Origin of the sequence: Melaminivora sp. (assembly GCF_032059615.1) — a bacterium.
Classification (GTDB): Bacteria; Pseudomonadota; Gammaproteobacteria; order Burkholderiales; family Burkholderiaceae_C; genus Melaminivora.
The window spans coordinates 1-13,407 of record NZ_DAMCAM010000073.1; the positions used below are offsets into that span (position 1 = coordinate 1).

Sequence of the window (13,407 nt, forward strand, 5' to 3'; positions counted from 1 at the left end):
GGTAGAGCACTGCCTTCACACGGCAGGGGTCGCAGGTTCAAACCCTGCATCACCCACCAGTTTCAGTCGGCGGCCGAAGCGCCGCACGCCAGCGAGGGCCAGGAAGCGATTCCCGGCCCTTTTTTGTTTGCGCCGGCCGGCGGGTTCACGGGAGCTGCCCGGGGCGGCATCACAGCGGGAGCGGCGCCATGGAGCAGGTCGATTGCGTGGTCATCGGGGCGGGCGTGGTGGGGCTGGCCATCGCCCGGGCCCTGGCCCTGGGCGGGCGCGAGGTGCTGGTGCTCGAGGCCGAGGGCGCCATCGGCACGCAGACCAGTGCGCGCAACAGCGAGGTCATCCACGCCGGCATCTACTACCCCACGGGCTCGCTCAAGGCGAGCCTGTGCCTGCAGGGCCGCGAGCTGCTGTACGACTATCTGGGCCGGCACGGGCTGCCCCACCGGCGCTGCGGCAAGCTGATCGTCGCCACGCACGCGCGCCAGACGGAGACGCTGGCCCAGCTGCAGGCACAGGCGCGGGCCAACGGGGTCGATGACCTGGTCTGGCTGACGCGCGAAGAGGCCCGGGCCCTGGAGCCGCAGCTGTCCTGCCACGCCGCGCTGCTGTCGCCCTCGACCGGCATCCTGGACAGCCATGCGCTGATGCTGGCGCTGCAGGGCGATCTGGAGCGCGCTGGCGGCCTGGTGGCACTCAAATCCCCGGTAGCCGGTGCCACGGCTGGGCCTGATGCTATCGTTCTTGAGATGCAGGACGGCATGCGACTGGCCGCGCGCAGCGTGGTCAACGCCGCCGGCCTGGGCGCCGCCGGTCTGGCGCGGCGCTTTGCCGGCACCGACACCCGCCAGCTGCCCAGCCCCGCCTGGGCCAAGGGCAACTATTTCACCCTGGCCGGGCGCGCGCCGTTTGCGCGCCTGGTCTATCCCGTGCCCGAGGCCGCGGGCCTGGGCGTGCACCTGACGCTGGACCTGGGCGGGCAGGCCCGCTTCGGCCCGGACGTGCAGTGGGTTGAGCAGCCCCATGACCTCACGGTGGACGCGCGCCGGGGCGACGCCTTCTATGCCGAGGTGCGCAAATACTGGCCTGCGCTGCCAGACGGCGCGCTGCAGCCGGGCTACGCCGGCATCCGCCCCAAGCTGCGCGGCGCCCAGGGCCTGCTGGCCGACTTCCAGGTCCTCGGGCCCGACGCGCATGGCACGCCCGGGCTGGTGCACCTGCTGGGCATCGAATCCCCGGGATTGACCAGCGCCCTGGCCCTGGGCGAGCACGTGGCACGGCTGCTGCAGTCTTGACGGCGCGCAGCCATTGCGCTGGCTGCTACGAAAAAGTGCTTGACACACTCTAAGATGGGATACCCGCCTACAGGTGCCCTGTGGCGGGTCCATTACTGTCGAGCTTAATCAAGAAAGGCCTGTTATGACCTCCGTATCCGAAACCATTTACAGCACACAAGGCGAGTTGGAGCGCCTCGTGGGCGACCTGCGCAGCCTGCTGTCCAGCAAGGACTTGGACAACATCCCCCAGATCCGCCAGTTGCGCGACCGCCTGGACGACGGCATCGACACCGTGCGCGACGGCGCCGTGCGCGCGGCGCAGGAGGCAGCCACTCAGGCCCGCGAGGCCGCCCGCGCGGCCGACCGCTACGCCCACGATGAGCCCTGGCGCGTGGCCACGGCGGCGCTGGCCGCGGGTGCGCTGGTGGGCTTCCTGCTCGCGCGCCGCTGACAAGCCCGGCCGGGGGCGCGGCATGCGCCCCCGGCCGAACCCACCCCCTGACAAAGAGAAAAGCGCATGAACTGGTTATCCCTGCTGGGCCTGGAAGGATGGGTGGCGCGCTGGCGCGCCGCCGCCATCGAGGGCGCCATTGCCGCTGAAGACCGCCTCACCCTGGCGCGCCTGGAGCTCGACGACTTCAAGCGTCGCCTCATGCTGCTGGTGGTGCTGGTCATCGTGTTCGGGGCACTGGCCGTGCTTGCGCTGATGCTGCTGTCGCTGGCCGTCCTGGTGCAGTTCTGGGATTCGCCCCAGCGCGCCCTGGTCGGCTGGCTGCTGGCCGGGGGCTGGGTGGTGGCGTGCGGCGCCGTGCTGGTGACCATCGTGGGCCTGGCCCGCCACCTGGCCAATGCGTTCGCCCTGACCCGGCGCGAACTGGGCAACGACTGGGATCTGATCAAGGGGAGACTGTGACCATGGCCGCCAAACACCTGCCCACGCCCACGCCCGAGCAGCAACAGGTGCTTGACCGCATTCTGGTGCAGCGCGAGCGCCTGCGCGCGCGCCGCGAGGCCTACCAGCAGACGCGCGCCATCGTGCAGGCACGTGCGGGCCTCAACCCTGCCGACCCGCTGCCCCAGCGGCTGATCGCCTTCACCCGCCTGCATCCGGCAGTGGTGGGCGTGGCCGCCGCGCTGGCCGCCGTGGCCGGGCCGCGCCGGCTGATCCGCTGGAGCGGGGCGCTATTGCCACTGCTGGCCAAGCTGCGCCGTTGAGAAGACGGCCCCAAACGCCGCCTCACCGCAAGGGCCGCCACGTGCGGCCCTTGTTGCGTGCACATGCCGCTGCCGGGGCAGGGCAGGGTTTCAGCGGCGCAGGTCGCGCAGGGCACGCGCCGCCTGCGCCACCAGGGCCGGGCCCTGGTAGATGAGACCGGTATAGATCTGCACCACGTCGGCGCCGGCGGCGATCTTGTCCACGGCGTCCTGCGCGCTCATGACCCCGCCCACGCCGACGATGGGAAAGCCCGGCCCCAGCCGTGTGCGCAGCTGGCGGATGACGGCGTTGCTCGCCTCGCGCACGGGCGCGCCGCTCAGGCCCCCGGTCTCGCCCGCGTGCGCCAGGCCCTGCACGGCCTGGCGGGCTATGGTGGTGTTGGTGGCAATGACGCCGTCCATGCCGTGGCGCTGCAGCGCGCCGGCGATCACCTCGACTTGGGCCTCGTCCAGATCGGGCGCGATCTTGACGAACAGCGGCACGTGCCGGCCCTGGGCCGCGGCCAGCCGCTCCCGCTCCTGCGCCAGCGCGCCGAGCAGCGCGTCCAGCGCCTCGTCGGACTGCAGCGCGCGCAGGTTCTGGGTGTTGGGCGAGCTGATGTTGACGGTGACGTAGTCGGCGTGCGGATAGACGCCGCGCAGGCAGGCCAGATAGTCGTCGGTCGCCTGCTCGATGGGGGTGCTGGCGTTCTTGCCGATGTTCAGGCCCAGCAGCAGCAGCGGCCGGCCCTGCGCGCGCACGCGCGACTTGCGCACGTTGGCGACGAAGGCGTCCAGTCCCTCGTTGTTGAAGCCCAGGCGGTTGATCAGCGCCTGCGCCTCGGGCAGGCGGAACATGCGCGGCCTGGGGTTGCCGGGCTGGCCGCGCGGCGTCACCGTGCCGACCTCGACAAAACCAAAGCCCATGGCGGCCAGCGCGTCGATGCAGCGCGCGTTCTTGTCCAGGCCCGCGGCCAGGCCGACGCGGTTGGGGAAGGTGAGGCCGGCGAGCTGCACCGGGTCGCTCACGCGCTCCTGGCGCCAGGCCCACTGCAGCGGCGTGCCCTGGCCGCGGGCCAGCCAGTCGAGCGTCAGCTCGTGCGCCGCCTCCGGGTCGAGGTGAAAGAGAAATGGGCGCGTCAGCGCATAGGGAAGAAGAGACATGGGGATAATCCGGCAAAACCTCCGGATTTTCCCCCATGACGATCCCCGCACCTTCTCTTCCCCTCTCCCAGGACGCCTTGAAGACCCTTGTCGGCCAGGCCGCGCTGCACTACGTCGAGCCCGGCAGCATCGTCGGCGTGGGCACGGGCTCCACCGTCAACAAGTTCATCGACGCCCTGGCCGGCATCAAGGATCGCATCCGCGGCGCGGTCTCCAGCTCCGAGGCCAGCACGGCTCGCCTGCGCGCGCTGGGCATTGCCGTGCTCGAAGCCAACGACGTGGCGTCGCTGCCCGTCTATATCGACGGCGCCGACGAGATCGACGAGCGCGGCCACATGGTCAAGGGCGGCGGCGCGGCGCTGACGCGCGAGAAGATCGTCGCGGCCCTGGCCGAGCGCTTCGTGTGCATTGCCGACGAGTCCAAGCTGGTGACCACCCTGGGCGCCTTCCCGCTGCCGGTGGAGGTGGTGCCCATGGCCACGGCCCACGTGGCCCGGCGCTTCGAGGCCCTGGGCGGCCAGCCGCGTCTGCGCCTGGCCGGCGGCGTGCCGCTGGTGACCGACAACGGCCAGCACATCCTGGACGTGTCGGGCCTGGTCATCACCGATCCGCTGGCCTTCGAGTGCGAGGTCAACCAGTGGCCGGGCGTGGTCACCGTGGGGGTGTTTGCGCACCAGAAGGCCGGCATCTGCCTGCTGGGCACGGCCAGCGGCGTGCGCACCCTGTCGTTCTGACCGCGCTGCCTGCGCGGCCCGGGCGCCGGCAGCTCAGGAAGCGGGCGGCGCCGGTGTCGCGCGCTCCCGGGGCGCGTAGCCAGCGGCGTCCAGCACGTCGCTCCATTCCTGCTGCGAAAACCCCCTGAGCTGCCGCTCGCCCACCGTGGCAAAGGGCAGGGTGGCGTCGCCGCTCAGGCGCTGCAGAGCCTGCAGATCCTCGCCGCTGGCGACCACGTGCTCGCTGAAGGCGATGCCGCGCTGCTCCAGCAAGGCCCGCGCGCTGACGCAGGGCACGCAGTCGGCGGCGGTGTAGAGCGTGACGGGCGGGCGCTGCCCGGCGGGGCGCAGCGGCGGCAGCGGGGCGTCGCCGCCGGGGCGCTGCACGTTGGGGGGCAGGGTGATGTCCCGGGCATCGGCCGTGGGCGGCCGGTCGGTGAAGGTGACCCGGCCGTTGGGTTCGATGATGCGGTAGATGCGCTGCGCCTGCGCCGCGCCGGCCGCGAGCAGCGCCACCACGGCGCACAGCGCACACAGGGCGGGCAGACGGGCAGGGCGCATGGCGTGCTCCTTTACCGATAGCAAAACATCCATGCGCCACCGTGATTTGCGCGTGATTGAACACACAAAATCATGCGGGACGCGGAGGTGTTGCTCACTTTCCAATAGCAATCAAGCCATTCCCTGGTGGCGCAGCAGCGCGTCGATGGCGGGCTCGCGGCCGCGGAAGGCCTTGAAGGACTCCATGGCCGGGCGGCTGCCGCCGGCCTCCAGGATGCACTCGCGGTAGCGCCGTCCGGTCTCCAGGCAGGGCTGGCCGTCCGCACCGGCCGTTTCTTCGAAGGCGGCGTAGGCGTCGGCGCTCAGCACCTCGGCCCACTTGTAGCTGTAGTAGCCGGCCGCATAGCCGCCGGCGAAGATGTGGCTGAAGGTGTGGGCCGTGCGGCTGAAGGGCGGCGGCGGCAGCACGGCGACCTCGGCGCGCACCCGGTCCAGCAGCAGCTGCTGGTTGCGCGCGGGGTCGGCGTCGGTGTGCAGCAGCATGTCGAACAGGGAAAATTCGATCTGGCGCAGCGTCTGCATGCCGGCCTGGAAGTTGCGCGCGGCCAGCATGCGCTCGTACAGCGGGCGCGGCAGGGGCTCGCCCGTGTCCACGTGGGCGGTCATGTGGCGCAGCACCTCCCACTCCCAGCAGAAATTCTCCATGAACTGGCTGGGCAGCTCCACCGCGTCCCATTCCACACCGCCGATGCCTGAGACGTCGCGCTCGTTGACCTGCGTGAGCAGGTGGTGCAGGCCGTGGCCGAACTCGTGGAACAGGGTGATCACGTCGTCGTGCGTGAGCAGGGCCGGCTTGCCATCCACGCCGCTGGCGAAGTTGCACACCAGATAGGCCACCGGGGTCTGCAGCTGCCCGGTGTCGGGCCGCAGCCAGCGCGTGCGGGCGTCGTCCATCCAGGCGCCGCCGCGCTTGCCGGCGCGCGCGGGCTGGTCCAGGTAGAACTGGCCCACCAGCTGGCCAGCGCGCTCGATGCGGTAGAACTCCACCGCCGGGTGCCACACGGGGGCGCTGTCGGGGCGGATCTCGACCTCGAACAGCGTTTCGACAATCTTGAACAGGCCGGCCAGCACCTTGGGCGCAGTGAAGTATTCCTTGACCTCCTGCTCGCTGAAGGCGTAGCGCGCCTCCTTCAGACGCTCGGAGATGAAGGTCCAGTCCCAGGACTGCGGCTCCTGCAGTGCCAGGTGTTCGGCGGCCCAGGCGCGCAGGTCGGCCACGTCGCGCTCGGCGTGCGGGCGCGCGCGCGCCGCCAGGTCGCGCAGGAAGGCGACGACCTGGCTGGGCGAGTCGGCCATCTTGGGCACCAGCGAGACCTCGGCAAAGCTGGCATGGCCCAGCAGCTGCGCCTCCTGCTGGCGCAGGTCCAGGATCTCGGCCATGACGGCGCCGTTGTCAAAGCGCGCAAGCTCGCCCTCGGCCTGCTCGGAGGCGCGCGTGACGTAAGCGCGGTACAGCCGCTCGCGCAGCGGCCGGTGGGTGGCGAACTGCATCACCGGCAGATAGCTGGGCAGCTTGAGCGTGAGCTTGCAGCCCTCGCGCCCCTCGGCGCGCGCGGCCTCGCGGCCGGCCTGCACCACGTCTTCGGGCACGCCGGCGAGCTCGTCGTCGCCGGCGTACCAGGCGTAGCCGTCGGTCGCGTCCAGCGCGTTTTCGCTGAATTTTTGCGTCAGCTCGGCCAGGCGCTCCTGGATGGCGGCAAAGCGCTCCTTGTCCGCGCCCCGCAGTTCGGCGCCCGAGAGCACAAAGTTGCGCAGCGCGTTGGACAGCGCGCGCCGCTGCTCGGCGTTCAGGCTGGCCGCATCGATGGCCTTGTACTTGGCGTAGAGCTGCTCGTTGGCGCCCAGGCGCGTCCAGAACTCGGTCACGCGCGGCAGGGCGGCGTTGTAGGCGGCGCGCAGCTCGGGCGTGTCGGCCACGCTGACCAGGTGGCTGACCACGCCCCAGGCGCGGCCCAGCTCCTCGGTGGCCACGTCCAGCACGCGGGCCATGGCGTTCCACTCGGCCGGGAAGGCCGGCGCCGTCACCTCGGCCAGCGCCTGCTCGGCGCGGCCGAGCAGTGCATCCAGGGCCGGGGCCACGTCGGCGGGCGTGATGCGGTCAAAGGGTATGGGGCCGGAAAAATCGAGGAGGGGATTGCTGCTCATGAGACTCCAGAGTGGCGGCGCTTGCGCGAAGTTCAATGCCGCCCAGGCAAACCAGCGGTGCCGGGGCGGCCGCGGGGGTCAGGCGCTGCCCGGGGTTGCGCGCTCGGCCGCCTCCAGCGTGTTGACCAGAAGCATGGTGATGGTCATGGGGCCCACGCCGCCGGGCACGGGCGTGATCCAGCCGGCGACCTGGCTGACGCCGGCGAAGTCCACGTCGCCGCACAGCTTGCCCTCGTCATCGCGGTTCATGCCCACATCGATGACCACCGCGCCGGGCTTGACCATGTCGGCCGTCAGCACGCCGCGCTTGCCCACGGCGGCAACCACGATGTCGGCCTGGCGCGTGAAGGCGGCCAGGTCGGCCGTGCCGCTGTGGCAGACGGTCACTGTGGCGTTGGCCGCCAGCAGCATCAGCGCCATGGGCTTGCCGACGATGTTGGAGCGGCCGATGACCACGGCGTGCTTGCCGCGCAAATCCCGCAGGCCGATGGATTCGAGCATCTTCATGCAGCCATAGGGCGTGCAGGCCTTGAAGCCGGCCTCGCCCACCAGCAGCGCACCGGCGCTGGCGACGTGAAAGCCGTCCACGTCCTTGGCGGGCGAGATGGCCTCGATCACCTTGTGGTCGTCGATGTGCGCGGGCAGTGGCAGCTGCACCAGGATGCCGTGGATGGCCGGGTCGTTGTTCAGCGCCTCGATGCGCGCCAGCAGCTCGCCTTCGGTCAGGCTGGCGTCGTACTTCTCGAGCACCGAATGGAAGCCCACGTCCTCGCAGGCCAGCACCTTGTTGCGCACATAGACCTGGCTGGCCGGGTTGTCGCCCACCAGCACCACCGCGAGACCGGGGGTGGTGCCGCGCTCTTTCAGGGCGGCGGCGCGCTCGCGCACTTCGGTGCGCAGCTGGCGCGACAGGGCATTGCCATCGATGATCTGGGCGGTCATGGGCGGAGAAGGGTCAAAACGTTTGCCAATGAAAAAGCTGCCTGGCCCTTGGTGTGCGCGGGCAGGCAGCTACGAAATGAAGAGCGGGCGGCGCGGCGGCTCAGTGCTTGGCGGCGCCGGGGCCCAGGGCGATCTTGAGCAGGTCGGCCACGGTGTTGGCGCCCAATTTTTCCATGATGTTGGCGCGGTGCGCCTCCACCGTCTTGATGCTGATGCCCAGGTCGTCTGCGATCTGCTTGTTCAGGCGCCCGGCGACGATGCGTTCGAGCACCTGCGCCTCGCGGCTGGTCAGCTTGGACAGCAGCGCGTCGCGGCTGGCCGCCTGCTGGTGGTCGGCAAAAGCCTCGCGCGCGTGGTCGAGCATGCGCTCGACCAGCTCCAGCAGCTCGCCTTCATCGAAGGGTTTCTGGATGAAATCGAGCGCGCCCTTCTTCATGGTGTTCACGGCCATGGGCACGTCGCCGTGGCCGGTGATGAAGACGATGGGCAGGGGCGACTTGCGCTCGAGCAGGCGGTCCTGCAGCTCAAGACCCGTCATGCCACCCATGCGGATGTCCACGATCAGGCAGGCCACCTCGCGCGGGTCGTAGCGCGCGAGAAACGACTCGGCCGAGTCGAAGCAGCGCACGCGGTAGTCCTTGCCTTCGAGCAGCCATTGCAGCGAATCGCGGACGGCCTCGTCGTCGTCGACGACATAAACGGTGCCTTTTTTCGGGGTCAGACTCATGTGGGAGAGGTCCTTGCTGCAAAGACGTAGCTACAAAATTCGTAGTGCCAAAGGCCCTAGGCCAGCGGCAGCCAGAAGGAAAACCGGCAGCCCGTGACCTCCGAACCATTGTAGATGTTCTCCGCGTGCATCCTGCCCTGGTGCGACTCGACGATGCTGCGGCACAGGTTCAGGCCGATGCCCATGCCCTCGCTCTTGGTCGAATAGAACGCCTCGAACAGGTGCGCCAGCACCTCGGGCGCCAAGCCCCGGCCCGTGTCCTGCACGGAAAACTCGATGCCGTCCTGGCCGTCGGCCTGGCGCGGCACCACGCGCAGCTCCACGCTGCGCTGCGCGGGCGGACGCCCGGCATTGGCGATGGACTCGGCGCCGTTCTTCATCAGGTTGACCAGCACCTGCTCGATCAGGATGGTGTCGGCCGACACCGGCGGCAGCCGCGCGGCGACGTAGTGCGTCAGGCGCACGTTGTGGCGCCGCAGCTCGATGCCGGCCAGCTCCACCGCCTCGGCCACCATGCTGCCCACCTCGGCCAGCTGCCGGTTGGGCTCGCTTTTTTTCACGAAGGCGCGAATGCGCTGGATGATCTGCCCGGCGCGCTGGGCCTGGTGCGCGGTTTTCTGCAGCGCGGTCAGGAGGGCGTCCTCGGCGATCTGCTTTTTCTCGATGCGCGAGATCATGCCGCTGCAGTAGTTGCTGATGGCCGTGAGCGGCTGGTTCAGCTCGTGCGCCACGCTGGAGGCCATCTCGCCCATGGTGATCAGGCGACTCACCGACTGCGCACGCTCGGCCTGGCGCGCGGCCTGCTCCTCGGCCAGGCGGCGCGGCGTGATGTCGGTGGCAATCACCATCTGCGCCAGGCGCCCGTCCACCCAGTTGAGGTAGCGCGAGCGCACCTCCAGCCACTTGGCCAGCTCGGGCAGATAGATCTCGGCGTTCTCGGAGTGGGCCGTGGTCAGGGAATCGGTGGGCAGGCCCATCAGGCCGTCCTCGTCGTGCATGCCGGCGTCGCTGCGCTGCGCCGGCAGCACGCCGGCCTGGGCCACCAGCTGCAGGTGGCCGGTGGTCTGCGAGCCGAACCACTGGCGGTACAGGCGGTTGGCGAACAGCAGCTCCTCGCTGCCCAGGGGCGCCACAGAGACCGAGGCGTCCAGCGCCTCCAGCACGATGGTGAAGCGCTCGTGCGAGGCGGTGAGCTGCTCGCGCACGCGGTTGGGCTCGGTGATGTCGGTCATCGACGTCATCCAGCCTGTCTGCTGGCCGCGCGCGTCCACCAGCGGCGAGACGTACAGGCGCGCGTCGAACAGCATGCCGCTCTTGCGGCGCACCCGCACCTGGAACCCCCCCGGCGCCACCTTGCCCGAAAGCTCCTCGCGCAGCTTGGCATGCAGCGTCTCGTACTCGTCCTCGGGCCAGTAGCTGTAGGGCGGCAGCTGGCCGACCAGCTCGGCCTCGCTCCAGCCCGTCATCTGACAAAAAGCCGCGTTCACATAGGTGATGCGGCCCTCCAGGTCAAGCGCGCGCATGCCGGTGAGGATGGAGTTCTCCATCGCCCGGCGGAAATTGGTCTCGACGATCAGCGCCTGCTGCGCCTGCAGCCGCCGGCGCGTGTGGCGCCAGGTGGCGATCAGCATCCACGCGGTCATCACGCTGAGCGCGCCCACCAGCCAGAACAGGCCGCTGCCCACCACGCCCAGCGAGGTGCGGTAGGCCTGGGCGCGCAGCACCAGCCCGTTGCCCACGGGCGAGACCGGCACCTGGTAGGCGTTGGCCTTGGTGGTCCAGGGCAGCAGGGCGTTGCTGCGCGGCGCCAGGGGCGTGCCGGCCAGCACGTGGTTGCCCGCGTCGAGCAGCGTGACGGCGTAGCGCGCCAGCACCTCGGTGGGCGTGCCGTAGCGCAGCACGCTGTCGATGGAATATTCGGCCAGCACCACGCCGGCAAAGCGCCCTTCGGCGGCCAGCGGCACCTGCAGCTGTAGGAGCGGCACGGTGTCGCCCGAGGCGGCGGCCGGCTGCGAATAGACGGGCTGCAGCAGGTCGCGCGCCAGGCCGAACAGCTCGGCCGTGTCGTCGCCCTTGAGCACCTCGCCGCTCACGCGCAGCTGGCTGCTGGTCACCGTGGGGGCGGCGTGCGAGGCCCGAATGCGCCGGCGCCCGTCGATCCAGGTGATGGCCTGCAGCTCGGGGTACTGGCTGATGAGCGCCTCGGCGCGGGCGATGAACTCGCTGCGTTCCAGCTCTTCGTTGGACAGGTCGCGCGCCAGGCGCATGACCTGCTCCTGGCGCTCGAGCAGGCGTAGGCGCACGCGTTGCTGCGCGTATTCGACGTCGCGCTTGAGCGCCTCCTTCTCGCGCTCGATCTCTTCGTTGCGCAAATACCAGAACGACGCCACGATGGCCGCCAGGAACATCAGCACCGCCGCCAGCGGCGCCAGGGCTGCCAGCCGGTCCTGGCGCATGGGCGAGAGGCTGCGCCACCACGAGCGCCAACGGCGTGCGGCCGTGCTCGCAGCAGAGGCAAAAGCGGTCGGTGAAGCGGCGGCAGGGGGCATGAAGCGCGAGTTTAAAGGCCGGAGCCAAAGCCATTTCACGAGGAGAAATTATGTGCAGGCGCAGCAAATTTTCACAATGAGATATATGTATGCGCCATTTGAAATGAAGAAAATCTGTGCGAAACTTCCGTCAATACCCCCATCATTGCCATTGATTCAAAAGGAGACAGGGCATGTCCGATCCGACCCAAGGCACCCCCCAGAGCGACATCGATCAGCAGGAAACCCGTGAGTGGATGGACGCCCTGCAGGCCGTCATCGACAAGGAAGGCGCCGAGCGCGCGCACTTCCTGATCGAGCAGCTGCTGGAGCACGCGCGCCAGAACAGCATCGACCTGCCGTTCTCGGCCAACACCGGCTACGTCAACACCATTGAGCCCGAGCAGGAGGCACGCTGCCCCGGCAACATCGCCATCGAGAAGCGCCTGCGCGCCTTCATGCGCTGGAACGCCATGGCCATGGTGGTGCGCGCCAACCGCCTGCACCCGCACGACGGCGGCGACCTGGGCGGGCATATCGGCTCGTTCGCCTCGCTGGCGTCCATGTGGGGCGCCGGCTTCAACCATTTCTGGCACGCCGAGAGCGAAAAACACGGCGGCGACTGCATCTACTTCCAGGGCCACAGCGCACCCGGCATCTATGCCCGCGCGTATCTGGAGGGCCGAATCACCGAGGAGCAGCTGGAGAACTTCCGCCAGGAGGTCGATGGCAAGGGCCTGTCCAGCTACCCGCACCCCAAGCTGATGCCGGGTTTCTGGCAGTTCCCCACGGTGTCCATGGGCCTGGGACCCATGATGGCCATCTACCAGGCACGCTTCTTGAAGTACCTGCACGCCCGCGGCATCGCCGACACGGCCAACCGCAAGGTCTGGATCTTCCTGGGCGACGGCGAGATGGACGAGCCCGAGAGCAAGGGCGCCATCAGCCTGGCCGCGCGCGAGAACCTGGACAACCTGATCTTCGTCATCAACTGCAACCTGCAGCGCCTGGATGGCCCGGTGCGTGGCAACGGCAAGATCATCCAGGAGCTGGAAGGTGACTTCCGCGGCGCCGGCTGGCACGTCATCAAGCTGCTCTGGGGCAAGGGCTGGGATGAGCTGCTGCGCCGCGACACCAGCGGCAAACTCAAGCAGCTGATGATGGAGACGCTGGACGGGGACTACCAGACCTACCGCGCCATGGACGGCGCCTACCTGCGCAAGCACTTCTTCGGCCGCTACCCCGAGACGGCCAAACTCGTCGAGCACATGACCGACGACGAGATCTGGGAGCTGCGCCGCGGCGGCCACGACCCGGAGAAGGTCTACGCCGCCTTCCACGCTGCCAACGAGCACCAGGGCCAGCCCACGGTGCTGCTGGTCAAGACCGTCAAGGGCTACGGCATGGGCAAGGCCGGCGAGGCCAAGAACACCGTGCACCAGACCAAGAAGCTGGCCGACGAGGACATCAAGTACATCCGCGACCGCTTCAACATCCCGGTGCCCGACAGCGAGCTGGACAAGCTGCCCTACTACAAGCCGGCCGACGACACGCCGGAGATGACCTATCTGCACGAGCGCCGCAAGGCCCTGGGCGGGTACCTGCCGCACCGTCGCGAGAAGGCCGACGAGAGCTTCACCGTGCCGTCGCTGGAGACCTTCAAGGCGGTGCTCGAACCCACGGCGGAGGGCCGCGAGATCAGCACCACCCAGGCCTATGTGCGCTTTCTGACGCAGCTCTTGCGCGACAAGGCGCTGGGTCCGCGCGTCGTGCCCATCCTGGTCGATGAGGCACGCACCTTCGGCATGGAAGGGCTGTTCCGCCAGATCGGCATCTACAACCCCAAGGGCCAGCAGTACACGCCGGTCGATCGTGATCAGGTCATGTACTACAAGGAGGACAAGGCCGGTCAGATCCTGCAGGAAGGCATCAACGAGGCCGGCGGCATGTGCTCGTGGATCGCCGCGGCCACCTCGTACTCGACGAACAACCGGATCATGATCCCGTTCTACGTGTACTACTCCATGTTCGGCTTCCAGCGCTTTGGCGACTTCGCCTGGGCCGCTGGCGACATGCAGGCGCGCGGCTTCATCCTGGGTGGCACCAGCGGGCGCACCACGCTCAACGGCGAGGGCCTGCAGCACGAGGACGGCCACAGCCAC

At 69.2% G+C, this 13,407-nt stretch carries 12 protein-coding genes; 6 read left to right on the forward strand and 6 right to left on the reverse strand.

Features of this window, described 5'->3' with window-relative positions:
• Positions 1-188 precede the first annotated feature (188 nt).
• From RT051_RS13020 to RT051_RS13035, 4 genes are all read left to right on the forward strand, one after another.
• Entirely contained in the window at positions 189-1,289 is a 1,101-nt protein-coding gene (locus RT051_RS13020) for an NAD(P)/FAD-dependent oxidoreductase (protein WP_313077326.1), read from the forward strand.
• Between the two features lie 124 nt (positions 1,290-1,413).
• A complete protein-coding gene (locus tag RT051_RS13025) occupies positions 1,414-1,722 on the forward strand; it encodes a DUF883 domain-containing protein (protein ID WP_313077327.1) in 309 nt (102 codons plus the stop codon).
• A gap of 66 nt (positions 1,723-1,788) precedes the next feature.
• The gene (locus RT051_RS13030) at positions 1,789-2,184 is read left to right on the forward strand and encodes a phage holin family protein (RefSeq protein WP_313077328.1); all 396 of its coding nucleotides are present in this window, start codon (positions 1,789-1,791) and stop codon (positions 2,182-2,184) included.
• A 2-nt stretch (positions 2,185-2,186) separates the two neighbouring features.
• The gene (locus RT051_RS13035; RefSeq protein ID WP_313077329.1) at positions 2,187-2,486 is read left to right on the forward strand and encodes a hypothetical protein; all 300 of its coding nucleotides are present in this window, start codon (positions 2,187-2,189) and stop codon (positions 2,484-2,486) included.
• 90 nt (positions 2,487-2,576) lie between these two features.
• Here the strand turns inward: RT051_RS13035 and RT051_RS13040 are convergent, their stop codons facing one another.
• Positions 2,577-3,629, reverse strand: coding sequence for a quinone-dependent dihydroorotate dehydrogenase (locus RT051_RS13040; RefSeq protein WP_313077331.1), 1,053 nt, complete (start codon positions 3,627-3,629; stop codon positions 2,577-2,579).
• Positions 3,630-3,664: 35 nt separating this feature from the next.
• On the opposite strand from RT051_RS13040, the gene rpiA reads away from it, so the two are divergent.
• A complete protein-coding gene (gene rpiA / locus RT051_RS13045) occupies positions 3,665-4,363 on the forward strand; it encodes a ribose-5-phosphate isomerase RpiA (RefSeq protein WP_313077332.1) in 699 nt (232 codons plus the stop codon).
• A gap of 33 nt (positions 4,364-4,396) precedes the next feature.
• On the opposite strand, the gene RT051_RS13050 is transcribed toward rpiA, so the two are convergent.
• From RT051_RS13050 to RT051_RS13070, 5 genes are all read right to left on the reverse strand, one after another.
• Complete coding sequence (locus RT051_RS13050) at positions 4,397-4,903, reverse strand: glutaredoxin family protein (RefSeq protein WP_313077333.1); 507 nt, start codon at positions 4,901-4,903, stop codon at positions 4,397-4,399.
• Between the two features lie 111 nt (positions 4,904-5,014).
• Positions 5,015-7,048: a M3 family metallopeptidase gene (locus RT051_RS13055; protein WP_313077334.1), complete on the reverse strand. Its 2,034-nt coding sequence runs from the start codon at positions 7,046-7,048 to the stop codon at positions 5,015-5,017.
• 78 nt (positions 7,049-7,126) lie between these two features.
• Positions 7,127-7,990 (reverse strand): bifunctional methylenetetrahydrofolate dehydrogenase/methenyltetrahydrofolate cyclohydrolase FolD, encoded by an 864-nt coding sequence (folD, locus tag RT051_RS13060; RefSeq protein WP_313077335.1) that lies wholly within the window; start codon positions 7,988-7,990, stop codon positions 7,127-7,129.
• 100 nt (positions 7,991-8,090) lie between these two features.
• A complete protein-coding gene (locus RT051_RS13065; protein ID WP_313077336.1) occupies positions 8,091-8,717 on the reverse strand; it encodes a response regulator transcription factor in 627 nt (208 codons plus the stop codon).
• 56 nt (positions 8,718-8,773) lie between these two features.
• Positions 8,774-11,266: a PAS domain S-box protein gene (locus RT051_RS13070; RefSeq protein WP_313077337.1), complete on the reverse strand. Its 2,493-nt coding sequence runs from the start codon at positions 11,264-11,266 to the stop codon at positions 8,774-8,776.
• Between the two features lie 173 nt (positions 11,267-11,439).
• On the opposite strand from RT051_RS13070, the gene aceE reads away from it, so the two are divergent.
• Positions 11,440-13,407, forward strand: a 1,968-nt coding sequence (aceE, locus tag RT051_RS13075; RefSeq protein ID WP_313077338.1) for a pyruvate dehydrogenase (acetyl-transferring), homodimeric type, incomplete at its 3' end; no start/stop codon positions are given.